A 24,541-nucleotide genomic window follows, 5' to 3' on the forward strand; every position below is an offset into this window, starting at 1 on the left:
ACAGATGACAACTCAACTACAACCACGACACTATTGGCCTGCTGGTAGCCAAGTGCATAAATTTGGTGGTACCAGCTTGGCGGATGCGAGCCGTTTTAAGGCCGTAGCTGCCATTATCAAACAGCAGCAACTATCGGAGTGTTGGGTGGTGGTGTCTGCGCCCGGTAAAACAACCGATCAACTTTGTGCTTTGCTTGAATTAGCCGATTCTCCTTCTGCTTTATCACGCGCCATTGAGCAACTTGGTCAAAGTCTGCAACAACTGGTGATGAATACTTTAACCGGTGCATGGGCGGATGAAGTGTTAGCTCAGTTACAGTCGTGGTTAGCAGCATTGCCCACGCAGATACAAACAGGCCAACAGGTCGATGCACTGGCACTTGGCGAGTCGTTATCGGCCTTATTGCTCAGCCGTTTATTGCGCCAGCTTGGCGTGGGTGCTGACTGGCTCGATAGTCGCCATTTCTTGACAGTAGAACACCATCAAATTCGTTGGGATGAATCAGAACAACGCTTACAAGCTCAACGAGGCAATGGCATCCAAATCGTCACTGGCTTTATTGCTCGTGACCCTGCAGGAAATAGCTTAACCTTAGGGCGCAATGGCAGTGATTATTCTGCCACTATTTTAGGACGGCTAATCCAAGCCGAACAGGTCCATATCTGGACGGATGTTGATGCGATCTATAGCGGCGATCCCCGCCGTTTGACGGCCGCAATTCCTTATCGACAAGTGAGTTGGCGTCAAGCCTGTTTACTGGCTCAGTTAGGCAACCCAGTGCTGCATGCCAGGACGCTGGCGCCGCTGCAAAACAGCCAGACCCGGTTAGAAGTGCGCTCCAGTTTTCAACCTGAACGCTCTGGTTGCCAGATCGTGCCACAGCAAGATTGTACCGCCAGCTTCGTCACGGATTTGTCAAAGGTCGTGTTGCTAAGCGTGCATGATACCCATGGCTATGATGCAGACTGGTTGGCGCGTGAGTTGCATCAGCCGGTTATTGAGCTATCGCATACGGCGGAAGGACATCTGTGGCTCGTTCCTCAGGCCGTTGCAAGCAAAGCGGTGCAATTGCTGGCTGAGTTGGATGTGCATGCCGTCCACGATACCCAGCCTTATTACGCGGTGGCCTGGTTGAAACCAAAGCAGGCACAGCGCGAGGATTTGCCTGCGGATGTACAAGCATGCATCCATGCATTGCAGCCACTGCATGTGTATCAAACAAAGGTGTTAGCCATTTGGCTGTTTGACACGGAGTTATCGACCATGAGTCTATCTGAATTACATGATTGCTGTACGCAGCCCCGACCAAGCATTCAAATCATCGTGGCCGGGACCGGTAATGTCGGTGCTGAGTTTCTAAAGTTACTGCCTGGCCACCAGCAAAAAATTGGCATAAAAGCCAGATTAGAGGTTGCGGCATTGTTCAATTCCAGACAGATGCTATTTGCACCCGAATTGGAGTCGTTGGACGTCGAAGGAATATTGCAACAGGCGGAGCCTCTGCAGCATCAAGCACTACTGGCATATATTGCGCAACTCGATAGCCCCAAGGTATTGATTGATTTAACGCCCAGTCAGCAATTGGCTGAACGTTACCCTGAGTTTATTACTGCAGGTTGTCATATCATTAGTGCAAATAAACAAGGGGTTACCTTACCGCAGTCGCAGTATCAGGCGATAGTTCAGCAGTTGGCTGACCATCAGCTGCAATGGTTGAGTAATACGACGGTTGGGGCAGGTTTACCGGTGCAGCGAACTATTCAGGAATTGCTCAGCTGCGGTGATCGTATTCAGCGGATCAGTGGCATTTTTTCGGGTACTTTATCTTGGTTGCTCTGTAAGTATGATGGCAGTACTCCCTTTTCAGAGTTATTGTTGCAAGCGAAGGAGCTAGGCTATACCGAGCCGGACCCACGGGAAGACTTATCCGGTCGTGATGTCCAGCGCAAGTTGTTAGTGTTGGCGCGCGAGCTTGGTTTGTCGTTGGATCTTGAACACATCAAGTTGACGCCGTTGTTGCCTGAAACAATGGCAGGTGCTAGTTGGGATGCTTTTTGGCAACAACGTGCTGATTTTGATGCGCTAATGCAAGCTACCGTGCAACAGGCTCAGCAACAACAACAGGTGCTTCGTTATACCGGTGAGCTAGAAATCACGGCAGCCGGTGTACGCGCTGAGGTAAAGCTGGTGGCCGTGTCGGCAGATAATGCACTTGCCGGTATTCAGCCTTGCGACAATATTTTTGTCATCCACTCAGAGTGGTATCAGGACACTGGCTTGGTGATCCAAGGGCCTGGCGCTGGACGCACGGTCACTGCTGGTGGCGTTCACGCTGATTTAGCGCATTTAGTGCGTCAGTTCGTGGTAGAAAAGCCATGTACTCAAACCGAATTATTACTCGAGAGGCAGTCGTAACATGTCATTTGCTCATGCGCAATTTTTAGAAGCAATCAATCGTAATTTGCACGATGTTCAAGGGAAGGCGAAGGTCAGTTTCGAGTTTTTCCCACCAAAAACAGAACAGATGGAACAGACACTGTGGCAGTCGATTGAGCGGTTAGCTCCTGTGGCTCCAAGCTTTGTGTCGGTCACTTATGGTGCCAACTCTGGCGAGCGTGATCGTACCCATGACATCATTAAATCCATCAAGCAGCGTACTGGCTTGATTGCAGCGCCACATTTAACCTGTGTGGATGCATCGGTCGATGAGTTAAAGTCGATTGCCCGTGACTACTGGAATAGCGGTATCCGCCATATCGTTGCATTACGAGGCGATTTGCCACCAAGTGCGACAGAGAAGCCTGCGTTGTATGCTTCAGATCTGGTTGAGATTCTTCGTTCGGTGGCCGACTTTGATATCTCGGTCGCAGCATATCCAGAGGTGCACCCGGAAGCACCGAATGCGCAATTTGATTTATTAAATTTGAAACGCAAAGTTGATGCAGGCGCTTCACGAGCGATTACCCAGTTTTTCTTTGATGTAGAGAAGTTTCTGCGCTACCGCGATCGTTGTGCGGCCATTGGCATCGACGTGGACATCATTCCAGGCATACTGCCGGTCACCAACTTTCAGCAACTGATTAAGTTTGCCAACCTAACCAATGTTGCCGTGCCCAACTGGATGCATAAGGCGTACGAAGGGTTGGATCATGACCCGACGACCCGTAATCTGGTGGCTGCTAATATTGCCATGGAAATGGTTAAGGTGCTGAGCCGGGAGGGCATCGATCAATTTCACTTTTACACCCTCAACCGAAGTGAACTGAGTTATGCTATTTGCCACATGTTGGGAGTACGTCCTCAGGTTCAGTCTGCACAAACAGCCTGAGGTGACTCGGCGATATAGCCATTGGAAGTGGATGAGCTTGGTTGCCATAACCGGGTCATCTACTCCTGCCAGGGTGATTGAAAAGTCTTTCTGGTATATGGATATAAATTCACAAAATCAGCATAAAAATTCTTGTTTTTCCTTGTGCTCCTGCGTAGACTAGCCGCTTGTACTTAGCGGAATATTTTTCATGTCACAGAGCACTTCTTCTATATCGGTTAAAAAGCGGGCTATCGTGCTGGGTGCGGCTGGTTACAGTGGTGCAGAGTTGGTGCGTTTACTCAGTCAACACCCCTCCATGCAGCTAGTGGCTGCTTATGCATCCGAAGGGCGCACAGCTGAACCTTTTTCCAGCTTGTATCCTCGGTTTCAGCAACAAGTCGACCTGTTGGTTGAACCCTGGCGAGATAGCGAGTTAACGGATCTGGCACAGAGAGCCGATGTGGCTTTTCTGGCGTTACCGCATGAAGCCAGTGAGCAACTGGCGCCTAAACTAGTGCAGGCTGGTTTAACCGTCTTTGATTTATCGGGTGCCTTTCGGCTAAAAAATCCGGCTCTGTACCCAGAGTTTTATGGTTACCAGCACCAGCATCCAGCGTATTTGGTCTCAGCGCCTTATGGCTTGGCTGAATGGATCACTCAAGATGAGTTAGAGCAATCGTTATTTGCGGTGGCGGGCTGTTACCCAACCGCGTCCTCATTGGCCTTGCTGCCACTGGTTAAACAACAGTTGCTGGCTGAGTATTCGGTACCAGTCATTAGCGCAGTAAGTGGGGTGTCGGGAGCCGGACGTAAAGCAAGCTTATCGACATCGTTTTGTGAAGTCGGTTTGGCTGCCTACGGCTTTTTTTCGCATCGACATCGGCCCGAAATTGAGCAGTGCCTTGGGCGCTCGGTAGTTTTTACTCCACATCTGGGTAATTTTAAACGGGGTATTTTGGCGACCATCGTGGTGACCTTGGCAGAAAATGTGTCTAAGGCGCAGGTCGATGCGGCTTTTCAGCATAGTTATCAGCACAAACCTCTGGTTCGTTTGCTGAATAGATCCCCCAATGTTGCTGATGTCGCTGGTACCCCATTTTGCGATCTTTTCTGGCAGCAGCAGGGGCAGCAGTTGGTGATTGTCGCCGCCATCGATAACTTATTAAAAGGGGCGGCAGCGCAAGCCATACAACTGGCTAATTTAAAGTATCAATGGTCTGAAACTTCAGGTCTGTTAGCAGGTGATCCTTATGAGTGATTCACGAACTTTAGTGCTGAAGCTGGGCGGCCGCTTATTGCAGGATCCTTCAGCATTAACTGCCTTGTTGCAGATCTGTCGTCAGTTAAAGCGGCAGCGGCCTTTGTTGCTGGTGCATGGCGGTGGTGCTCAGGTTGATCAGTGGTTACAGCAATTTGGTTTTACCACAGAAAAACTGGATGGCCAGCGCGTTTCACCGCCTGAGCAAATGCCGGTGATTTGTGGTGCGCTGGCGGGCGCCGTTAATGCTGAGCTGGTTGGTCTGGCCGATACGGCAGGTTTACGCCCGGTTGGCTTAACCTTGGCCGCTGGAGGCAGTTGCCATTTTCAACGAAATTCCCGGCTCGGAGCCGTTGCTCACCCAGTGCCGGCTGATCCTGCTTTATTGCAGCAGCTGCTCGCTGCAGACTGGACGCCGGTAGTCAGCTCTATTGGTCATGATGAGGCTGGCCAATTATTGAACATAAATGCCGATTTAGCTGCCGCAGCATTATGTCAACTGCTTCATGGGCAGCTGGTATTGCTGACCGATGTTGCCGGGGTTTTAGACAGTCACGGTAATGTAGTGGCTGAGTTGAGCAGTGTTCAGGCTGCTGAAATGGTAAGCAATGGCGAGATTCAAGGCGGCATGAAGGTCAAGCTGGATGCTGCATTAGATACGGCCAAAGTACTAAACGATAGCATTATCGTCGCGGGTTGGCAGCAGCCGGACGCTCTGTTGGCTTTGGTAACCGGAGATGCGGTTGGTACCCGTATCTCCGTGAAATAAAGGGATTGAGTGCACCTATGAAACCGATGAACCAGTTATTGTCGTTGCACCAGTTGCAACCAGAGCAGTTGCATCAGTTGTTGCAGCTTGCATTACAGATTAAGCACCAGCCTCAGCTGTACCAGCAAGCTCTGGCCGGAAAAAGTATCGCGTTGTTATTTGAAAAACCATCGTTGCGCACCCGTGTCAGCTTTGATGTAGGCATCCATAAATTAGGTGGTCATAGTGTCTATCTGGATCAGCAAAATGGTGCCATTGGCCAACGTGAGAGTGTAGAAGATTTTGGCCGTAATTTAGCGTGTTGGACTGATGCCATTGTTGCCCGGGTCTATGAGCAGAAGACACTAGAGAAACTCGCTGCCAGTAGCGGTATTCCTGTAGTGAATGCACTCAGTGACTTGTATCATCCTTGTCAGGCTTTGGCTGATTTGTTGACACTGCATGAGCAATGTGGCGATTTAGCGACGGTTAAGCTAGCTTATGTTGGCGATGGCAATAATGTTTGTCATTCACTGATGCTTGGTGCTGCGCTCTGCGGTATGGATCTGGTGATTATTACGCCGCCAAACTTCGGCCCGGATGGGCATGAACTGCAGCGAGCTTTAAAGATTGCTGCAAGCACGGGAGGAAGCATCCAGCTTAGTCATGAGTTGTCGGCTGCGGCTGGCGCTCAAGCACTGTATACCGATACCTGGTTATCGATGGGCGATCAAGCCGACCCAGCGGAGCTGATGCGCCGTTTTTCGGCTTATCAGGTATCAACCGAATTGTTGCAACGTTTGTCTGTCCCTTATCTGATGCATTGCTTGCCAGCGCATCGAGGGCAAGAAGTAACCAGCGAAGTGCTTGATAGCGACGCATCACTGGTGTTACAACAAGCAGAAAACAGAATGCACGTGCAAAATGCCGTGCTGGTCCAACTTTTGGCATGAGGTCACAATGCATAAGGTCCCAATGAGTGTAAAGAAGGTTGTTTTAGCCTATTCCGGTGGTTTAGATACGTCGGCGATTGTGCCGTGGTTGAAAGAAAATTATCAGTGTGAAGTGGTCGCTTTTGTTGCCAATGTCGGCCAAGGGGACGATGAACTGGTTGGGGTGGAAGAGAAAGCCATCGCTTCGGGTGCTTCCAGCTGCTATGTAGTGGACTTACGTGAACAACTGATGCAGGAAGTGGTGTACCCAACGCTGAAAACCGGAGCTGTGTATGAGGGCCAGTATTTGCTGGGTACCTCGATGGCGCGACCCGTGATTGCACGAGCTCAGGTGGAACTGGCGTTAAAAGTAGGCGCGGATGCCCTCAGTCATGGTTGCACTGGTAAAGGCAATGATCAGGTTCGTTTTGAAAGTGCTTTTGCGGCACTGGCGCCTCAACTGAAAGTGATTGCGCCCTGGCGCGAATGGGACTTTAGTTCACGACAATCGTTGTTGGATTACCTGGCAGAAAAAAATATACCGACCACATCGTCGGCCACTAAAATTTACAGCCGTGATGCGAACTTATGGCATATCTCGCATGAAGGTGGTGAGCTGGAAGATCCATGGTGTGAGCCGTCGGAGCAAGTCTGGACCTGGACCAAATCACCAGAGCAAGCACCGGATCATCCCGTCTATGTTGAGTTGTCTTTTGAGGCAGGGGAGCTCACTAAAATCAACGGGCATGCTATGAACCCCGTAGAGGCTCTGACATTACTCAATGAGCTGGGTGCTGAGCATGGTGTCGGCCGCATTGATATTGTAGAGAACCGTTTGGTGGGCATGAAATCACGCGGTTGTTATGAAACACCGGGTGGTACCATTATGCTGGCGGGTCTGAAAGGCTTAGAAGCTTTGGTTTATGATCGCAGCTCATTGAATTACCGGGAAGACATTGCCCTGCAGTTTGCGCAACTGGTCTACGATGGTCGCTGGTTTACGCCACTAAAAGATGCTTTGCTGGCTGCAGCGAGTAGCTTGGCGAAGGATTTAACCGGTGATGTGGTGATGAAGCTTTACAAGGGGCAGGTGACGGTGGCGAAGCGCCGTTCCGTCAATAGTCTGTACTCAGAAGCTTTTGCCACCTTCGAAGACGACGAAGTCTACAACCAGCAGGATGCTGCAGGCTTTATTCGTCTGTACAGCTTAGCCAGCCGCATTCGTGCGATGCATGCAGCCGATAAAAAAGCACAGGAGTAACCGTAATGGCGATGTGGGGCGGACGTTTTACCGAGGCTAGCCTGGCGGAGTTTAAAGCCTTTAATGACTCCATTGGTTTCGATTATCAATTAGCACAACAGGACATTGCTGCATCCAAAGTATGGGCGGCAGGTTTAGCTGAGGCCAACTTGATCACTGCTCAAGAAGCAGAGCAATTGCAGCAGGCATTGCAAAAGCTGGCGTTGAAGCTTGAGCAAGATCCTACCTTGCCAGTCGATAGCGGTGAAGAAGATATTCACAGCTGGGTTGAAGTACAGTTAACCGAGCAGTTGGGTGCCGTTGCGCGAAAACTTCATACGGGGCGAAGCCGTAATGATTTGGTTGCGACTGATCTGCGTTTGTGGGCTCGTGATGCGGCGCAAGCGGTTCGGCATAGCTTATTGGCCAGTGTGCAGGCGTTGATCAACTTTGCCGAAGCCGCTGGTGATGCCGTGATGCCGGGATATACTCATTTACAGCGCGCTCAGCCGGTGATGGTGGCGCATTGGGCATTGGCTTACGTGGAGATGCTGAAGCGTGATGTCGGTCGGCTTGATGATGCGGTAGCACGTTTAAATGTTTGCCCGCTAGGCGCAGGGGCTTTGGCCGGAACTGGTGTGCCGGTCGATCGGAACTGGTTGGCTATTGAGCTGGGGTTCGACAGTGCCGCCGCCAATAGTCTGGATGCAGTTTCTGATCGTGATTTTGTTGTTGAGCTTAGTGCTGCCGCGAGTTTGTGCATGACGCATGTCTCTCGTTTATCGGAAGATGTGGTGTTTTTCTGTTCCGGGGAAGCTGGCTTTTTCAAGTTAGGTGATGCTATTAGTAGTGGATCATCCCTGATGCCACAAAAGAAAAATCCGGATGTGTTCGAATTGCTTCGCGGCAAGAGCGGTCGTATCCTGGGACAATTGGTAGCCATTTTACATGTCTTGAAAGGATTGCCGCTGGCTTACAACAAGGATATGCAAGAAGACAAGCAGGGCTTTTTTGATCTGATGCAGCAATGGCAGCAATCGTTGCAGGTGCTGGCAACGGTATTGCCGCATTTGACAGTAAAGGTCGATGTCTGTCGCCAAGCGGCGGAACTAGGTTACAGTAATGCGACTGATCTGGCTGATTATTTGGTGGGTAAAGGCATTCCATTTCGGGATGCCCATCATCTTTCTGGCCAATTGGTGCTGACTGCATCCGAGCAGCAGATACCACTTGAGCAATTGACGTTGTCGCAGATGCAACAGGTTTCTCCAGTGATTCGTGACGATGTTTACCCAGCCCTGACGCTGGAAGCCGGTATGGCGCGCCGCAATGCTCTGGGTGGCACCAGCCCTGCGCAGGTGATGTCTGCTTTGACTCACGCCAAAGTCTGGCTTGCTGCTCAGCAATAGCTGTTCGTAAGTTATTGCATAAAAAAGCCAGCATCTCTGCTGGCTTTTTTAGCTTATTGTACTCAGCTAAGTGTATCGGTTAGTCAAATATTTCCAGCAATTCTGTTGCAGGTTCATCGTCATCAAATGAGAAACCAGGCGTACCAGGCTGTACATACTGAGTAGGCTCTGTACCTCGGACAAAAAATTCGAAGCGGCTGGTATGATCATTCGCCCGGCTCAGTAAGCCTGTTTCCAGATCAATACGGACTGATGATATGCCGGCTGGGGTTTCAGCCTGATCCACCGGCATATCTTGCATCGCAAACCGCATAAACTCCAGCCAGGCGGGCAACGCAGTACGCGCCCCAGCTTCAACACCACTGCTTTGATTGCGATCAAAATTAGCATTCCAGGTTGCCCGGCCAAGGCTGCGGTTTGAATCGTCAAAGCCAACCCACGAGGTGGTGACAATCTGGCGGTTGTAGCCGGTAAACCACGTATCTTTTGAATCGTTGGTTGTCCCCGTTTTGCCTGAAATATCTCGGCGCTCTAAGCTTTGTACTCGCCAGCCCGTGCCGTTCCAGCCGGTACCCCGGTTCCAGTGGCCACCACCCCAAATACTGGACTTTAGTGCTTCGGTGATTAAAAAGGCATTTTGCTCAGAAATTACTCGCGGTGCTTGTTTAGGGCTTGTTGCAGCAGGGGCAGCCTCATCGAGTTGAGGCTCAGCAAAGAGCTGCGCCAATTGCGCTTCGGTATCCAGCACTTCTGTTGTTTCTACCGGCGTATCAAACCCACAGTCACTACATGCAATGACCGCTTGATGTTGATAAATAAGCTCATTTTCTTCATTGTATACTTTTTCGATGACATAGGGTTTCACCAAAAAACCACCGTTGGCAAAGACGGCATAACCGGTCATCAGTTCTACAGGAGTCAATGAGGCAGAGCCAAGTGATAGAGTTTCATTTCGTGGCAAATCCGTCTCTGCAAAACCAAAACGTTTTAAGTGCTGGATGGAATCATCGATACCAACGCCGCGCATTAATCGTACGGAGACCACGTTCTTTGATTTAGCCAATGCTTCCCGAACCCGGATAGGCCCATCATAAACTGCGGGTGAGTTGCGTGGGCGCCAGGCAATACCGGCCCCCTGATCCCAGTGATGTATGGGGGCATCGTTAATAACAGATGCCAGTGTATAATCATGCTCAAGCGCAGCTGAATAGATAAATGGCTTGATATTAGAGCCTACTTGTCGCTTGGCTTGGGTTGCACGGTTGAACTGGCTCTGAGCAAAACTAAAACCACCAACCAGTGCTTGTATGGCTCCAGTTCTAGGGTCCATAGCAACCAAAGCGCTGGTTGCTTCGGGCATTTGGCTGAGCTGCCAGTCATCACCGTTGTGGCGGATTTGTACATGCATACCAGGTTGCAAAATATCAGCGGCTTGCTTAGGAGCATGGCTTTGTCGGTGATCTGTTATAAAAGCACGAGCCCATTTTAGGCCATCCCAGTCGAGAGTCAGTTGTTGGCCATCTGCTCGAACGACTTGAGCTTGCTGCGCTTCAACAGCAAGCACCACGGCGTGATGTAAATCTTCAATGGAGCTCTGCTCTGCCAGATAACTCAGAATGCGATCTTCATCCCATGGTGTGTCGGCGTCTTGTTCTTCAGATGGATTGTCTTGCTGTTGCCATAAAACAGCCTCAGGGCCACGGTAACCATGGCGCTCATCGTAATCGTATAGGTTCTTCTGGAGCGCCTTACGGGCGGAATCCTGAGTGGATTTATTGATAGTCGTATAGACTTGCAAGCCCGCGTTATAGGCGTATTCCTCGCCAAATCTTTCCACCATTTCCTGCCGAACCATTTCAGCAATATAGGGAGCTGATGCCGTGATTTGTGCGCCATGACGTCGACTGGTAATAGGTGCTTGTAGTGCTTGCTGATATTGTGTTTGATCGATGTAATTCATGCTTAGCATACGCCCCAACACAATATTACGGCGATTGCGGGCATTGCTGGGTGAGCGTACCGGATTTAAGATGGATGGTGCCTGAGGCAAACCAGCAATAATGGCGATTTCATCAAGAGTGAGTTCATCAATGGTTTTTCCAAAATAGACTTGAGCGGCAGCACCAACCCCAAAAGCGCGGTGACCTAGCTCAATTTTATTCAGGTACAGTTCGAGAATTTCGTCTTTGCTTAGCAGTTGCTCAATGCGGATCGCCAGGAAAATTTCCTTAATTTTACGAATAACCTTTTTCTCACGAGTAAGAAAAAAGTTCCGGGCTAGCTGCTGGGTGATGGTACTTGCGCCTTGTTTTGCATCGCGGGTGCTGGCTACGACAATGGCTGCTCGCATCATACCTATGACATCAAAACCGGGGTGATCATAAAAGCGGCTGTCTTCGGTTGCCAGAAAGGCTTGGATCAATTGCGGAGGCATTTCATCCAATGTTAATGGGATCCGGCGCTGCTCGCCAAACTGCGACATCAACTCGCCATCAGCGGTAAAAACTCGCATCGGCGTTTGTAACCGGACGTCCTGCAGTGAGCTGACATCTGGCAAATCATCTTTTACATACCAATAAGCAAGCAAAACAGCCGCTACTGCCAACATCAAGCCTATCAGGCACAGAATTACAATTTTTTTAAGCCAGAACACCTATTCGCCTCTATTACATCTGTCAATTTTGACATCAGATCTCTAGTATATAGTTGTTTCTTTTTGAATAAACTCTTTTTATTCCTTAAAAAAGGATCTAAGCTAGATTGTATAACAATAACAATTGTAATAACTACGGCTGCTTTTCGCTATGATGAAACGCTTATTTCAAAAACAGTCTCCAATGATGGTTGGCATCGATATCGGCTCCCACTCGGTAAAAGCCGTGTTGCTTAGTCAGCAACAAGACCACTATCAACTGGAAGCTTTCGCCATTGAGCCTATGGTCAAAGGTGCTATGTCGGATCGCGAGATTCAGGATATTGAAGCCGTTGGTAATGTACTCAACAAAATCCGTAAAAAAATCCCGCGAACAATCAAGTATGCGGCCGCTGCAGTATCTGGCTCAACGGTGATTAGCAAAGTCATTTTTATGGATGTCTCCTTAACCGACGCTGAACTGGAAAGCCAGATAGAAGTAGAGGCAGATAGTTTAATCCCGTATCCATTGAATGAAGTCAGCATGGATTTCGAAAAGCTCGATATCAATGAATCTGATCCATCAAAGGTCAATGTACTGCTCAGTGCAGCCCGGACTGAAAGTGTTGAAGCGCGAGTCGCTGCGCTCGATCATGGCCACTTTGCTACCAAGGTTATTGATGTTGAAAGTTATGCGCTCAGTCGAGCAGCCAACCTGTGTATGGCGCAATTGCCTGAAGATGCCGCCGATAAAATAGTGGCCATGGTTGATATTGGCGCCACCATGACGTTGCTGTCGATCATTGAAAAGGGCCGAACCCTGTATACCCGCGATCAGGTGTTTGGTGGCGAACAATACACTCGCAGCATTTTGTCGTACTACAATAAGAATTACGATGAAGCGGAGCAGGCCAAGGTCAGTGGGGATCTTCCGCCAAACTACACCTTTGAAGTACTGGCGCCGTTTCAAACTATGTTGTTGCAACAAGTCCGGCGTGGCGTTCAAATGTACTTAACCACCAGTGGTAAAGAGAGCATTGACTATTTAGTTATTTCTGGCGGTACCGCCTTGTTAGAAGGGATTGACAAGTTACTGACCGATGAGTTGGGTATCCATACGGTGATAGCCAATCCGTTTGGTGCGATGAAAGTCGCCAATGCTATTGATCAGGAATTACTAAACGAGCAAAGCCCCCAACTGATGGTGGCGTCTGGATTAGCATTACGGAGTTTTTCGTCATGGCACATATAAACTTACTGCCCTGGCGTGAGGCCGCACGCAAAGAGCAGCAAACTCAATATCTAAGCATTATTACGGCAGTGGCGTTGTTTAGTTTTCTTACTGTCTTTCTGATCAGTTCAATCTATAGCGCTCGATTAGATGGCCAACAAAAGCGCAACCAATATTTGCAAACAGAAATTGCGGCTTTGGACCGAAAAATTGCTGAAATCCGCAACCTAAATGAAACGAAAAACAATCTGCAACAACGTATGTCACTGATTTCACAGTTGCAAGGTAGCCGAAATCTGGGCACCCAGATTATGGATGAAATTGTAAAAGTTGTTCCATCAGGGGTGTATCTGACCAGCCTGGAGAAAAAAGGCTCGGCTTTGTTGCTGATTGGGAAAAGTGAGTCGAATAATCGCTTGTCCAACATGATCCGGCAAGTTGAAGACTCTGAATTACTCAGTGAGCCGCTGTTGGAGTTTATTGAAACCGGGCGTGCTCCGGGGCGGTTGTTAAGTGACTTTAAAATGCATGTGCGGGTGCAAGGCTTCGAAGCGCTGCAAGGAGAAGCTCAATGAAGTTAAATCTCAATTTATCTGAAATTGATGTCAATGAGCTTACCCTCGATAACATGGGCAGTTGGCCGCAGGTGGTCAAGCTGATTTTTGCCGTGATGGTGGCTATTGCGATCGCCGCGTTGAGCTACTACATGCTGGTTAGCAGTAAAATTGATGCGCTAAAAGCAGCGCAAAATGAAGAAATTCAATTAAAACAAAGTTATCGAACCAAGTATGCTTCTGCAGTGAATCTCGAGCCATACAAGCAGCAAATGGCAGAAATGGAACAAACCTTTGCTGACTTATTAAAACAGCTGCCTGCTACTCATGAGACGCCAGGTCTCTTGGACGATATCACCTATGTAGGCACGACCAGTGGGCTTAACTTTGTTCGTATTCACTGGATGCCTGAAATTGAAAAGGAGTTTTACACCGAATTGCCCATAGGGATCCATGTCATTGGCGACTATCATCAGTTTGGCAATTTTGTCAGTGAAGTGGCTAAGCTTCCTCGCATTGTGAGTTTGCATGACTTTACGGTTCAAGCAGAAGATAACGGCCGGCTTCGCTTTAATGTAGTAGCAAAAACATACCGCTACAAGGAGGCTGACCAATGAGGCTATTGTGGTTAGTTGCTTCAGTTATTTTATTGGTGGGCTGTTTTGATGATATGTCTGATTTGCATGAATTTGAAAATGAAGTGAAATCAGGGGTGCGTCCAAGAGTAGAGCCTTTGCCTGAAATTACCGATTTTGAACATGTTGCGTACAGAGGCTCAACGTCGAGAAGCCCTTTTGCTATGCCTGTAGCTGAAGCCCTGCAGCAACAGTTTGTCCAGCAACAAGATTGTTTGCATCCAGACCCTCGTCGTCGGAAAGAGCCGCTTGAGGTTTTTGCACTTGATAACTTAGCGATGCGAGGAACGCTGGGGGATGCAGGTAACCTGTGGGCATTGATCCAAGCATCCGATCAAACATTGCACCGAATTACCATCGATAACCATGTTGGGCTATATCATGGCCGGGTCGTTGCGGTAGCGCCGACTCATATTGAACTTCTTGAATTGATCCCAGATGGCGCAGGCTGCTGGAAAGAACGAACAACAATGCTGCAGATGGTTGAGTCTGTCAATTAACAGGTGTGTAGATTATTATGGATAAAATTACTAAAACAAAGACAAGCCATTTTATATGCGCCATGCAAAAGATTGCACTGCTTTTGCTATTTGTAGCGGTTCCAGCGAGCGCGAAACCCATACTGAATGATGTACGGTACAGCCCGCTAATGAGTGGAGAGACTGAGCTAGAGTTTGTGTTCAATGACCGAATAACAGCCACACCGGAAGTTCAGGTGTTTAATCAACCTGCCCGGATTGAATTGTTCTTCGGACAAACAGGCTTAGATGATGCACTGGCTAATATTGATGTTGAGCGTGCTGGGATCCAACGGATCCAGTCGTATGACGAAGACAATGGTACCCGGGCTGTGATTTATCTGGATCACTTAAGCCTCTACCAAACCAGACAAGAGGATAATGTATTTTATCTTCACATTACACAAAGTGATGGTGTGTCGGTACCTGGTCAGCAAAGCGACATCAAGCCGCGTAGCTTGAACGACATTCAGGCCATTGATTTCCGCCGGGGCGAGCGTGGTGAAGGTCGGGTTTTGGTGTTTTTACGCAATAATACCGCAGCTGTAAACGTATCTGAGCGTGCTGGCAAACTACATGTCGACTTTCACAACACCAGTATCCCGGATGATATGCTCTATCTATTGGATGTGATGGATTTTGGCACGATCGTCAAACAAATTGAAACCTTTCATGAGGATGGTGTCAGCCGCTTGGTGATTGAGCCAAGTGGGGCTTTTACCCATAACTATCAGCAAATTGATAACATTTTCACTTTAGATGTGCAACGGGATGAAACCCAACGTAGTATCTTGGGTGGACGTGACTATCAAGGCCAGGCTATTTCATTGAATTTTCAAGATATTCCGGTAAGAACCGTGTTGCAGATTATTGCGGATTACAATGGGTTTAATCTGGTCACCAGTGACTCGGTAACGGGTAATGTCACGCTACGTCTGGATGGAGTCCCTTGGGATCAGGCACTGGACATTGTGCTAAGAGTCCGGGGCCTTGATAAGCGAATGGATGGTAATATCCTGATGGTTGCCCCAACGGACGAACTGGCTGGTCGTGAAGCCAGAGAGTTACAGGCGCAACTGGATGTAGAGAATCTCGAACCTCTTTATTCAGACTTTTTGGTGATCAACTATGCGAAAGCAATTGATATTGCTTCTTTATTGCGCAATCAAGACACCAGTCTGCTGACTTCACGAGGTGCGGTTACTGTCGATGAGCGAACCAATACTATTCTGATTCGTGATACCACCCGCTCAATCGAGAATGCTCGTCGTTTGGTTGAACGTTTAGATATTCCAGTACGGCAGGTTTTGATAGAGTCGCGCATGGTCACAGTGACTGATAATGTTCAAGAGGATTTGGGGATCCGGTGGGGATTTAGCGATCAGCAGCGTACCAAAGGCACATCGGGTACTGCCGCTGGTGCCAATACCATCGCCGGGGGCGTGGTTCCAAGTTTGGATCAACGATGGAATGTGAATCTGCCGGTACAAAATCCCGCCGGTAACATTGCGTTTCATGTCGCTAAATTATCCGATGGGACCATTCTTGACTTAGAGTTATCCGCGTTGGAGCAAGAAAACAAAGCTGAAATCATTGCCAGTCCCCGAGTAACCACTTCAAATCAAAAAATGGCGCGGATTGAGCAAGGTACTGAGATCCCTTATGTGCAGGCCGCCTCGAGTGGTGCCACTACGGTGACCTTCAAAAAAGCGGTATTAAGCCTTGAAGTGACGCCACAAATTACCCCGGATAATCGTATTATTTTGGATCTGGTCATCACACAGGATACACGTGGCGATACTGTACAAACGCCAACAGGACCTGCCACAGCAATTAACACTCAACGTATTCAAACTCAGGTGTTAGTCGACAATGGCGAAACCATTGTTTTGGGTGGTATCTATCAGCAACAGGCAATCTCTGCTGTATCCAAAGTGCCGTTATTTGGCGATATCCCTTATGTCGGTCGCTTGTTCAAAAATACCAGCGAGTTTAATGAAAAAACCGAGCTGCTTATTTTTGTCACACCTCGTATCCTGTCAGAAGGCCAGTAATCTTAGCTGACAGGCGGTTTTATCGCCTGTCAGCATTGTAATTGTGCCCGGATGGCTATTTTTTTCAAATAGGCTTGCCAAGCTGCTGCCAATACTGACATAATTCAGCGCTTAAAATCTTCGTGGGAGCCTTAGTTCCTGACCGTAATTCACCAAGATAACGAATTAGCACTACTACATATGGCAGAAAAACGTAATATTTTCCTTGTAGGTCCCATGGGTGCTGGCAAAAGCACAATTGGCCGTCATTTGGCAGACATGCTGCATCTTGATTTTTATGATTCTGATCAGGAGATCGAGCGCAGAACCGGTGCTGACATCGCCTGGGTATTTGACTTGGAAGGTGAAGAGGGGTTCCGGGTCCGTGAAGAGAACGTCATCCAAGACTTAACCGAAATGCAGGGCATCGTGTTAGCGACCGGTGGTGGCTCAGTCACCAGTAAAGAAACCCGGAATCGCTTATCCGCTCGTGGTATTGTGGTCTATCTTGAGACGCCAATCGAAAAACAGGTGGCTCGCACGCAGCGTGATAAACGTCGGCCACTGCTGCAAACCGAAGAAGATTCGGAAGAAGTATTGACTCGCCTTGCTGCAGAGCGTAATCCTTTGTACGAAGAGATTGCTGATTTCACCGTGCGTACTGATGAGCAAAGTGCTCGGGCAGTTGCCAGTCAAATTGTTGAACAGTTAGGTTTCTAATCGCATTTAAAAAGGGAGTAGCTGCTTATGCATCGTGTTCAGGTTGAACTGGGTGAACGCAGCTACCCGATTGATATCGCTCCCTCACTCTTGCAGCAGCCAGAGTGCTTACTTCGTACTTATCGTCATGTGATCATTATCAGTAATGATACCGTTGCACCGCTCTACCTTGAGTCCGTCAAGTCTCTTTTTGAAGTGAGCCAATTACATACCTTCTTATTGCCTGATGGCGAAGCTTATAAGACACTCGAGCAGTTCGGTCATATCATGACTTTCTTGTTGGAGCATAAGTTTCCTCGAGATGGTTTGTTGGTGGCTTTAGGAGGCGGGGTCGTTGGTGATATCACTGGCTTTGTTGCTGCCTGTTACCAGCGCGGTGCTGACTTCATTCAGATCCCAACGACCTTATTGTCTCAAGTTGACTCTTCTGTAGGTGGAAAAACAGCAGTCAATCACCCACTTGGGAAAAATATGATTGGTGCTTTTAAGCAGCCTCAGCAGGTACTCATTGATACTGATGTGTTGACCACCTTACCCAGCCGTGAATTTGCAGCTGGAATGGCGGAAGTGATCAAATATGCCTTGATTGCTGACGCAGACTTTTTTAGCTTTCTGGAACAGCATACCAGTACGATTCAGGCACTTGATTCTGAAGTGATTGGTCGCATGGTGCAGCACTGTTGCCAGATGAAAGCAGATATTGTGGCGATGGATGAAACGGAGCAGGGGCAGCGCGCCTTATTAAATCTTGGCCATACCTTTGGTCATGCCATCGAAGCGTGGCTGGGTTATGGCCGTTGGTTGCACGGTGAAGCTGTTGCTGCAGGAATGGTGATGGCTGCCAGAGTGTCAATGCATCGTGGTTGGCTGACACAAGCTGAGTTGGATCGTATCTGCGCTTTATTGCAGCGTTTCGGGCTACCGATTGAACCACCTGAAGGTATGGTTATTGCTGATTTTATGCCGTTTATGAAAACCGATAAAAAAGTTCGGGCGGGTCAGATGCGGTTTGTGTTACCTACGGCCTTTGGCTATAGTAAGGTGATTGATGACGTAAATGATAGTGAACTGCAGAGTATTTTTGCCTGAATGCCAAACTCGCCTTTAATCGCTAAGCTTCATGCCCATGCCACCTTACTGCCATCGCAACGCGAGTTGTTGGAGAGAGTTGTTTTCCAGCTTGAGTTTAATGGCTTTCAACACATCCATTTAGTCGGAAAGGCTGGCTCTGGTAAAACAACCTTGAGTCTGGTGTTAGCAGAGCTATTATCCGATGAGATGAACTTGGCTTACTTCTCCGCTCAACCAGGCATGACCACTCAAGATTGTCAGAAACAACTTCTACAACAGTGGTTTGGTCTTAGTGACTACGAAAGCTCGTTGATGGAGCAGTTAGAGCTGCCTCACAGTCAACCTCTGGCATGGGTGTTGGATAGTCAGCGTGAATTGCCACTCAGTTGCTTATCAATGCTGCGTGCTCATCCAGTGCATATCATTACCACCGGCCCTGACGTATTGACCGAAGCGGATGTTAATCTAACGATACCTGAAATTACGGCTGCGGATGTTCGCCTATTGTTGCCTGAGTCCGCTATTTCAGCTTGGTCGATCGAAGATAGATTGGTGCATGCCGCAGGCAACCTGCATAGTTTGCTAGAACCAGATACGATCGCTGTTGAGTCGAAAGCCGATTCTGATGTGCAGACTTCAGGCCATAGTGCCATGCGCTATCGACTAGCCTCATTGGCACTTGCAGTCGTGGGAGCTTTGTTTATTGCAGGTTATTGGTGGATGCATGATAGCAATGAATCTGTAGTCGATGTGCCGCCAGCAGATAATGAGGTGACTCAACGTTTTCAAGCGCCAGCATTGCACCAGCAATCGGCGTTGCCTCGACGTACTGACGTCGCTGCTGACAATGGTATCGACGCGACACAATTGCCTGATGAAGAGAGTGCTCCTCAATCTGAAGTCAGCTCTGAACCTGAAGATACGCCGGAGATCATAGCAACAGAGTTATCGGAACAGGATACGCTACAGGTGGTTCCTGAAGCGCCTGTGCTTAGCCCTGATGAGACACAAGAGACGGAAAATACTGCTGCTACGAGTGCTCAGGTAGCTCTGCCGGCTGACATGGAGGCAGACCAAACGTCAACATCAGAAGATACTTCTACACCTTATCGTTATCAGGAGGCTGAGTTACTGGCGATGGATTCTGGTGCTTTTGCGTTGCAGTTGGGTGCTTTCTCTTCAGAGGCTGCAGCTCAGCGTCTAATGACCCGCTACTCTGAACTCACCATGCATTTGTACCGGCGCAGGCAGGGCAATCAGCTGCAGTGGGTTGTGGTCATGGCTCCGTTTGATGATGCCGTGACAGCTCGCAATCAGCGTAATCAGCTCTCTGATGCGTTGCAAGCTGAGACGCCATTTGCAAAATCACTAAGAACGCTACAGCAGGAAATTCAGCAACGGCTGCAGGATGATTCGGGCAATTTATGAAAAAGAAGCAGCGAGCATTTTTAAAATGGGCCGGTGGTAAATACAATTTAGTCGATGCATTGTCACAATACTTGCCAAAGGCACGCTGTCTGGTGGAGCCCTTTGTCGGCGCTGGTTCAGTCTTCTTAAATACTGACTATGAGCATTATCAACTGAACGATATCAATCAAGATTTGATCAGCTTGTATCGTATTGTCAAAGCACAACCAAAGCAATTTATTGACGATGCCAGAGCCTTTTTCGTTGCATCAGGCAATCAAAAAGAAAGTTATTTCAGTTTACGACAACGATTCAATGATAGTAACGATAGTTATGAGCGTGCGGTACTATTTCTCTATCTTAATCGGCATGGTTACAACGGGCTTTGCCGCTACAACTTAAGCGGTAAGTTTAATGTCCCCTTTGGCAGTTACAAAAAACCTTATTTCCCTGAGGCAGAATTGTATTTTTTTGCTGAAAAGGCACAAAAAGCTGAGTTTTACTGCACCAGCTACCAGCAAGTATTCGCTCAGGTCCCATCAGATGCGGTAATGTATTGCGATCCTCCTTATGTACCTTTAAGTAAGACGGCGAGTTTCACTAGCTATGCGCGAGAAGGGTTTAACCTGGATGATCAGGCACAGTTGGCTAATCTGGCAGAAAGCGCTTGCCGGCAAGGTACCACTGTTTTAATCAGCAACCATGATACTACTCTGACCCGCAAGATCTATCAGCAGGCAAAACTCTATCCCATTCAGGTAGGGCGCTCTATTAGCCAAAAAGGTCATGGTCGTAAGAAAGTAGCAGAGATTTTTGCCTTGTATCAGCCAAAGTTACGCACGGCAGATGTGATTAACGCAGTACCCAAGATACAACAAGCACGACGGCTACAACAAACATAATGGCCATAACAACACCAACGATAATGTAGGGTAGAGGGTTGGTTGTGGTAAAGTCCTGTTGGCGCTGTTGCTCGGATTGGACTCCGATAAAGGCTCCAAGTACAGCTTTAATGACTTGCTTGAGGGGGGGAGATTTACTGTTTGCCATCTGAATTGCCGGTGCTTGCGGGCAACATCCTGTCTAGCAATTCCAAAAAGTCAACAAAGTGAAATTGTGATGAACGGCTCTGCCCCTTTAGCCAGCTTATCCAGTCCTGACTCTGTTGGCACTGAAGTTGAGCCTGCTGGGTACTGCAGTTTAATTGATGAGCAGGCAATAGTTTGAAGCTGATGCCAGCAACTAGTGCGGCAAGCAAAAACAGACCAGCAAATTTATATTGTTGTACAATGCCTTTCATCACTGAACCCTCGGTGCTTCCTTTAACAGATGTACCATATCAGAAAGCTCCCAGGGATACAAGTTATTTACTTTTCTGCTGACTGACTAGTCAAAATGAAGCAGTCAGACCAAAGAAAATAGCACGGTCACCATCTTCCTTTTTGGTGGCAAAGGCGGATGCGGTGAGTGTATCGGTGATGGCATAGTTTAAGCTGATCCCAACATCATACAAAGACACTGAATCTTCCCAACCTACATGCAAGCCCACATTCCATTGGTCGTTAAGATCAAAGTCAGTCCCTGCTTCTATATAGATATTATCAAACTCATCGTAATAAAAGGTAACTGCTGCCAGACCAAAATCAATGCCCAGATGATACTCAAGATAGTCTTCATCAATGCCATCGAACCGGTATTGCAGCACACCGACATCGAGACTGATGCTGTCGCTTACGTCGAAGCCGTAACCAATGTATAAGTTGGTTTCCGATCCCAGTTCTTGATCGGTCGTGCCCCAAAAACCAGCATAAAACCCGTTGTAATCAGCTTCAATCGAACCCTGGATATGGAAGTGATCGGTCAGTTGGTAACCGCGGAACACGTACTTCGTCATACCGCTGACTTCAGCACTTATACCAACCTCGTTGGCTTGTAAAGCAAATGAACTGGAGTAAGCAAGGAGGAGTGCACTGGCGCATAGCGTTTTTTTCATGGTAGTTGTCCCTTATGTTTTGATTATCACATGGAACTACCAAGATGCATGCCACAAAATTTACCAAAATAAAATCAATGGTTTATTTGTTATTTAACACTTTCCTTTGTGTGGTTATGGGCTGTTTTGGTGCGTGGCTGCCTGATTTTTGTGCATCGGTTTCGGGTGCTTTTTATGCGCAAATTCAGTAAAGTAGCGCCTAGCTCACTGGTTGGAGACCGAATTGTAATGCAGCCCTACTTAATTGCACCTTCTATTTTATCTGCTGATTTTGCGCGGCTTGGTGAGGATACTGCCAAAGTGCTGGCAGCTGGCGCCGATGTTGTGCACTTTGATGTGATGGACAATCATTATGTACCCAACCTTACTATGGGGCCTATGGTGTGCCAGGCACTTCGAGATTATGGTATTACCGCTCCTATTGATGTGCATTTAATGGTTGAGCCTGTGGATGCCTTGGTGCCACAGTTTGCTGAAGCAGGCGCCAGTATCATCAGCTTTCATCCGGAAGCATCGCGTCATGTAGATCGAACGTTGCAACTGATCCGGCAGCAAGGCTGTGAAGCGGGCTTGGTGTTTAATCCAGCCACGCCACTGCATGTGCTGGAGCATGTGTTAGATAAAGTGGATCTGGTGTTATTGATGTCGGTGAACCCCGGGTTTGGTGGTCAGAGTTTTATTCCTGCTACCTTGGACAAACTGAAACAAGCAAGGCGTATTATTGATCAATCTGGTCGCCCGATTCGGTTGGAAATAGATGGCGGTGTGAAAACAGATAATATTGCAGAAATAGCAGCCGCAGGAGCAGATATGTTTGTGGCTGGCTCTGCAATTTTCAATAGTGCAGATTATCAGGCGACCATCAGTGCCATGCGTGCAGAATTGGCAAAGGTTGCTCAATAACCTAAACGGCTAATGCAGTACTTCGTGTAATCTTGGTTCTTTACAGGTATGCAGTTGGTATGCCTGATAATGGAGCCCGCTCATTTTTGTTGTTAACTATGGATCCTATGTATGACTAGCAAGCCAATCGTATTAAGTGGCGCACAGCCTTCAGGACAATTGACCATCGGGAATTATTTAGGCGCCTTACGTCAGTGGGATCGAATGCAAGATGATTACGATTGTCTGTATTGCATTGTCGATTTGCATGCCATCACGGTTCGTCAAGATCCGGTTGCTTTGCGTAACGCCTCTTTGGATAGCTTGGCTTTGTATTTAGCTTGCGGTATTGACCCACAGCGTTCCGCCATTTTTATGCAATCGCATGTGCCGGAGCATAGCCAGCTCGCCTGGATCCTGAACTGCTACACTCAGTTTGGTGAACTAGGGCGGATGACTCAGTTTAAAGATAAATCTGAACGTCATAATAATAACGTGAACGCTGGATTATTTACCTACCCGGTACTAATGGCGGCCGATATTTTGTTGTATCAAGCCAATCAGATCCCGGTTGGGCATGATCAAAAGCAGCACCTGGAGTTGGCTCGTGATGTTGCGATGCGCTTTAATGCCTTGCATGGTGAGGTGTTTACAGTTCCTGAGCCCTTTATTCCAAAAGTGGCTGCCCGGGTGATGAGTCTGCAAGATCCAACCAAGAAAATGTCCAAATCCGATGATAACCCGCAAAACTTTATCGGCTTGCTCGAAGATCCGAAAGTGATTGCCAAAAAAATCAAACGTGCAGTGACTGACTCCGACGATCCACCACGGGTCACTTTCGATATTGAAGCAAAGCCCGGAGTGGCCAATCTGCTCAGCATTCTTAGCGGAGTGAGCAACAAAACTGTGGCTGAACTGGAAGCCGAATACGAAGGCAAGATGTATGGTCATTTAAAAACTGATGTAGCCGATGCGGTGGTGAGCTTACTGGAGCCACTGCAACAACGGTTTACCGAAATTCGTGCGGATAACACGCTGATGCGACAAGTGATGCAGCAGGGGGCTGAACAGGCCCGGAGCCGGGCGGCGGAAACCTTACGAAAAGTCTATGATGCGGTTGGTTTCGTTTTACCCTAGGGGATCGGCACTATGAGCCAGATTCTGCCAACTTCAGTGTGGTTCTGGTTGTTGTTTTTTAGTGCCGCCGCCTTGGGCGGCATTTTACGTTTTTGGCTGACCAACCTGGTCAGTCGTAAACTTGGCATGGCATTGCCCTGGGGCACTTTGCTGGTCAACTGCAGTGGTGCTATGGCGCTCGGGTTTCTTGCTGCCAGAGTTGCAGGAGCCGAGCAGGCACAGCTGGTATGGTTGGTGCTGGGCATCGGCTTTTTAGGGGCTTATACCACCGTCTCCAGTTTTAGCCTGCAAACCTTAAGCCTTTGGCAAGCAGGACGTCGTCAACGGGCTCTCCTTAATGTGATACTGACCTTGTTGCTTGGGATGGCGTCCGTTACTCTCGGTTTTTACTGGGGGCAGGAATGACTATTCGGCCTGTCACCTATGTGTTGGTCGGGCTAGGCTCTGGCCTTGGCGCTAGTCTTCGTTTGTTGCTGTCGGCACAACTGTATCAGCCGGAGTATGTATGGCCTTGGGCGACTTTACTGGTCAATGTGTTCGGGTCTTTCCTGATGGTTTTTTATGCCAGTATGGTCGGTAGTCAGGGGCACTGGAAGGTCAGTGAGCCACAGAAACAGTTTGTACTGGCTGGCCTTTGTGGTGGCTTTACCACCTTCTCGGTATTTAGTCTTGAATTAGGTGTGTTATGGATTCGCCAGCAATGGTTTTTGGCTGGCGGCTATCTGTTGGCATCGGTTTGCTGTTGGCTGCTTGCCATTTGGTTAGGGTATTTATTGGCGACAAAGCTAACCAAGCGCATGCAAATCCTTTAAACTAGCCGTCTTTTACTG

General features: G+C 48.3%; 24 protein-coding genes. 20 read left to right on the plus strand and 4 right to left on the minus strand.

What is annotated here, in order from left to right:
• Positions 1-4: 4 nt before the first annotated feature.
• The 7 genes from metL (at position 5) to argH (ending at position 8,898) form a co-directional block, all read left to right on the plus strand.
• Positions 5-2,416 (plus strand): bifunctional aspartate kinase/homoserine dehydrogenase II, encoded by a 2,412-nt coding sequence (gene metL, locus Q3O60_RS13875; RefSeq protein WP_305894539.1) that lies wholly within the window; start codon positions 5-7, stop codon positions 2,414-2,416.
• 1 nt (position 2,417) lies between these two features.
• Positions 2,418-3,329 carry a methylenetetrahydrofolate reductase gene (gene metF / locus Q3O60_RS13880; RefSeq protein ID WP_305894540.1) on the plus strand — a complete coding sequence of 304 codons (912 nt, stop codon included), beginning with the start codon at positions 2,418-2,420 and terminating at the stop codon, positions 3,327-3,329.
• Between the two features lie 190 nt (positions 3,330-3,519).
• Positions 3,520-4,569 carry an N-acetyl-gamma-glutamyl-phosphate reductase gene (argC, locus tag Q3O60_RS13885; protein ID WP_305894541.1) on the plus strand — a complete coding sequence of 350 codons (1,050 nt, stop codon included), beginning with the start codon at positions 3,520-3,522 and terminating at the stop codon, positions 4,567-4,569.
• Positions 4,562-5,338: an acetylglutamate kinase gene (argB, locus tag Q3O60_RS13890; RefSeq protein WP_305894542.1), complete on the plus strand. Its 777-nt coding sequence runs from the start codon at positions 4,562-4,564 to the stop codon at positions 5,336-5,338. Before argC ends, argB begins: the two co-directional genes overlap by 8 nt.
• 17 nt (positions 5,339-5,355) lie before the next feature.
• Entirely contained in the window at positions 5,356-6,270 is a 915-nt protein-coding gene (locus Q3O60_RS13895) for an ornithine carbamoyltransferase (protein WP_305894543.1), read from the plus strand.
• A 22-nt stretch (positions 6,271-6,292) separates the two neighbouring features.
• Positions 6,293-7,510: an argininosuccinate synthase gene (locus Q3O60_RS13900; protein WP_305894570.1), complete on the plus strand. Its 1,218-nt coding sequence runs from the start codon at positions 6,293-6,295 to the stop codon at positions 7,508-7,510.
• A gap of 5 nt (positions 7,511-7,515) precedes the next feature.
• A complete protein-coding gene (gene argH, locus Q3O60_RS13905; RefSeq protein WP_305894544.1) occupies positions 7,516-8,898 on the plus strand; it encodes an argininosuccinate lyase in 1,383 nt (460 codons plus the stop codon).
• Positions 8,899-8,977: 79 nt separating this feature from the next.
• Here argH and Q3O60_RS13910 read toward each other — a convergent pair whose 3' ends face one another.
• Complete coding sequence (locus tag Q3O60_RS13910) at positions 8,978-11,551, minus strand: penicillin-binding protein 1A (RefSeq protein WP_305894545.1); 2,574 nt, start codon at positions 11,549-11,551, stop codon at positions 8,978-8,980.
• A gap of 151 nt (positions 11,552-11,702) precedes the next feature.
• Between Q3O60_RS13910 and Q3O60_RS13915 the strand changes: the two genes are divergently transcribed.
• From Q3O60_RS13915 to Q3O60_RS13955, 9 genes are all read left to right on the plus strand, one after another.
• Positions 11,703-12,782, plus strand: a complete 1,080-nt coding sequence (locus Q3O60_RS13915) for a pilus assembly protein PilM (RefSeq protein WP_305894546.1) — start codon at positions 11,703-11,705, stop codon at positions 12,780-12,782.
• Positions 12,770-13,336, plus strand: a complete 567-nt coding sequence (locus Q3O60_RS13920; RefSeq protein ID WP_305894547.1) for a PilN domain-containing protein — start codon at positions 12,770-12,772, stop codon at positions 13,334-13,336. The genes Q3O60_RS13915 and Q3O60_RS13920 overlap by 13 nt, the downstream gene beginning before the upstream one ends.
• A complete protein-coding gene (locus tag Q3O60_RS13925) occupies positions 13,333-13,932 on the plus strand; it encodes a type IV pilus inner membrane component PilO (protein WP_305894548.1) in 600 nt (199 codons plus the stop codon). Before Q3O60_RS13920 ends, Q3O60_RS13925 begins: the two co-directional genes overlap by 4 nt.
• Positions 13,929-14,450, plus strand: coding sequence for a pilus assembly protein PilP (locus tag Q3O60_RS13930; RefSeq protein ID WP_305894549.1), 522 nt, complete (start codon positions 13,929-13,931; stop codon positions 14,448-14,450). The genes Q3O60_RS13925 and Q3O60_RS13930 overlap by 4 nt, the downstream gene beginning before the upstream one ends.
• Before the next feature lie 17 nt (positions 14,451-14,467).
• Positions 14,468-16,522 carry a type IV pilus secretin PilQ gene (locus tag Q3O60_RS13935; RefSeq protein WP_305894550.1) on the plus strand — a complete coding sequence of 685 codons (2,055 nt, stop codon included), beginning with the start codon at positions 14,468-14,470 and terminating at the stop codon, positions 16,520-16,522.
• Positions 16,523-16,702: 180 nt separating this feature from the next.
• The gene (aroK, locus tag Q3O60_RS13940) at positions 16,703-17,221 is read left to right on the plus strand and encodes a shikimate kinase AroK (RefSeq protein ID WP_305894551.1); all 519 of its coding nucleotides are present in this window, start codon (positions 16,703-16,705) and stop codon (positions 17,219-17,221) included.
• A 27-nt stretch (positions 17,222-17,248) separates the two neighbouring features.
• A complete protein-coding gene (gene aroB / locus Q3O60_RS13945) occupies positions 17,249-18,310 on the plus strand; it encodes a 3-dehydroquinate synthase (RefSeq protein ID WP_305894552.1) in 1,062 nt (353 codons plus the stop codon).
• Positions 18,311-19,720, plus strand: coding sequence for an SPOR domain-containing protein (locus Q3O60_RS13950; protein ID WP_305894553.1), 1,410 nt, complete (start codon positions 18,311-18,313; stop codon positions 19,718-19,720).
• Positions 19,717-20,601: a Dam family site-specific DNA-(adenine-N6)-methyltransferase gene (locus Q3O60_RS13955; RefSeq protein WP_305894554.1), complete on the plus strand. Its 885-nt coding sequence runs from the start codon at positions 19,717-19,719 to the stop codon at positions 20,599-20,601. The genes Q3O60_RS13950 and Q3O60_RS13955 overlap by 4 nt, the downstream gene beginning before the upstream one ends.
• On the opposite strand, the gene Q3O60_RS13960 is transcribed toward Q3O60_RS13955, so the two are convergent.
• From Q3O60_RS13960 to Q3O60_RS13970, 3 genes are all read right to left on the minus strand, one after another.
• The gene (locus tag Q3O60_RS13960) at positions 20,552-20,749 is read right to left on the minus strand and encodes a DUF2970 domain-containing protein (protein ID WP_305894555.1); all 198 of its coding nucleotides are present in this window, start codon (positions 20,747-20,749) and stop codon (positions 20,552-20,554) included. The two genes, Q3O60_RS13955 and Q3O60_RS13960, sit on opposite strands and share 50 nt — an antisense overlap.
• On the minus strand, positions 20,736-20,999 hold the full coding sequence (locus Q3O60_RS13965) for a hypothetical protein (protein WP_305894556.1): 264 nt from the start codon (positions 20,997-20,999) through the stop codon (positions 20,736-20,738). The genes Q3O60_RS13960 and Q3O60_RS13965 overlap by 14 nt, the downstream gene beginning before the upstream one ends.
• Before the next feature lie 90 nt (positions 21,000-21,089).
• Positions 21,090-21,692: a TorF family putative porin gene (locus Q3O60_RS13970; protein ID WP_305894557.1), complete on the minus strand. Its 603-nt coding sequence runs from the start codon at positions 21,690-21,692 to the stop codon at positions 21,090-21,092.
• Between the two features lie 228 nt (positions 21,693-21,920).
• On the opposite strand from Q3O60_RS13970, the gene rpe reads away from it, so the two are divergent.
• The 4 genes from rpe to Q3O60_RS13990 all read left to right on the plus strand — a co-directional run bounded on the left by rpe (position 21,921) and on the right by Q3O60_RS13990 (position 24,523).
• On the plus strand, positions 21,921-22,595 hold the full coding sequence (rpe, locus tag Q3O60_RS13975; RefSeq protein ID WP_305894571.1) for a ribulose-phosphate 3-epimerase: 675 nt from the start codon (positions 21,921-21,923) through the stop codon (positions 22,593-22,595).
• A gap of 111 nt (positions 22,596-22,706) precedes the next feature.
• Complete coding sequence (gene trpS, locus Q3O60_RS13980) at positions 22,707-23,711, plus strand: tryptophan--tRNA ligase (protein WP_305894558.1); 1,005 nt, start codon at positions 22,707-22,709, stop codon at positions 23,709-23,711.
• A gap of 12 nt (positions 23,712-23,723) precedes the next feature.
• The gene (gene crcB, locus Q3O60_RS13985) at positions 23,724-24,116 is read left to right on the plus strand and encodes a fluoride efflux transporter CrcB (RefSeq protein WP_305894559.1); all 393 of its coding nucleotides are present in this window, start codon (positions 23,724-23,726) and stop codon (positions 24,114-24,116) included.
• Complete coding sequence (locus Q3O60_RS13990) at positions 24,113-24,523, plus strand: fluoride efflux transporter FluC (protein WP_305894560.1); 411 nt, start codon at positions 24,113-24,115, stop codon at positions 24,521-24,523. Before crcB ends, Q3O60_RS13990 begins: the two co-directional genes overlap by 4 nt.
• Positions 24,524-24,541 lie beyond the last annotated feature (18 nt).

Origin of the sequence: Alkalimonas collagenimarina (assembly GCF_030717845.1) — a bacterium.
Taxonomy (GTDB): Bacteria; Pseudomonadota; Gammaproteobacteria; order Enterobacterales; family Alteromonadaceae; genus Alkalimonas; species Alkalimonas collagenimarina.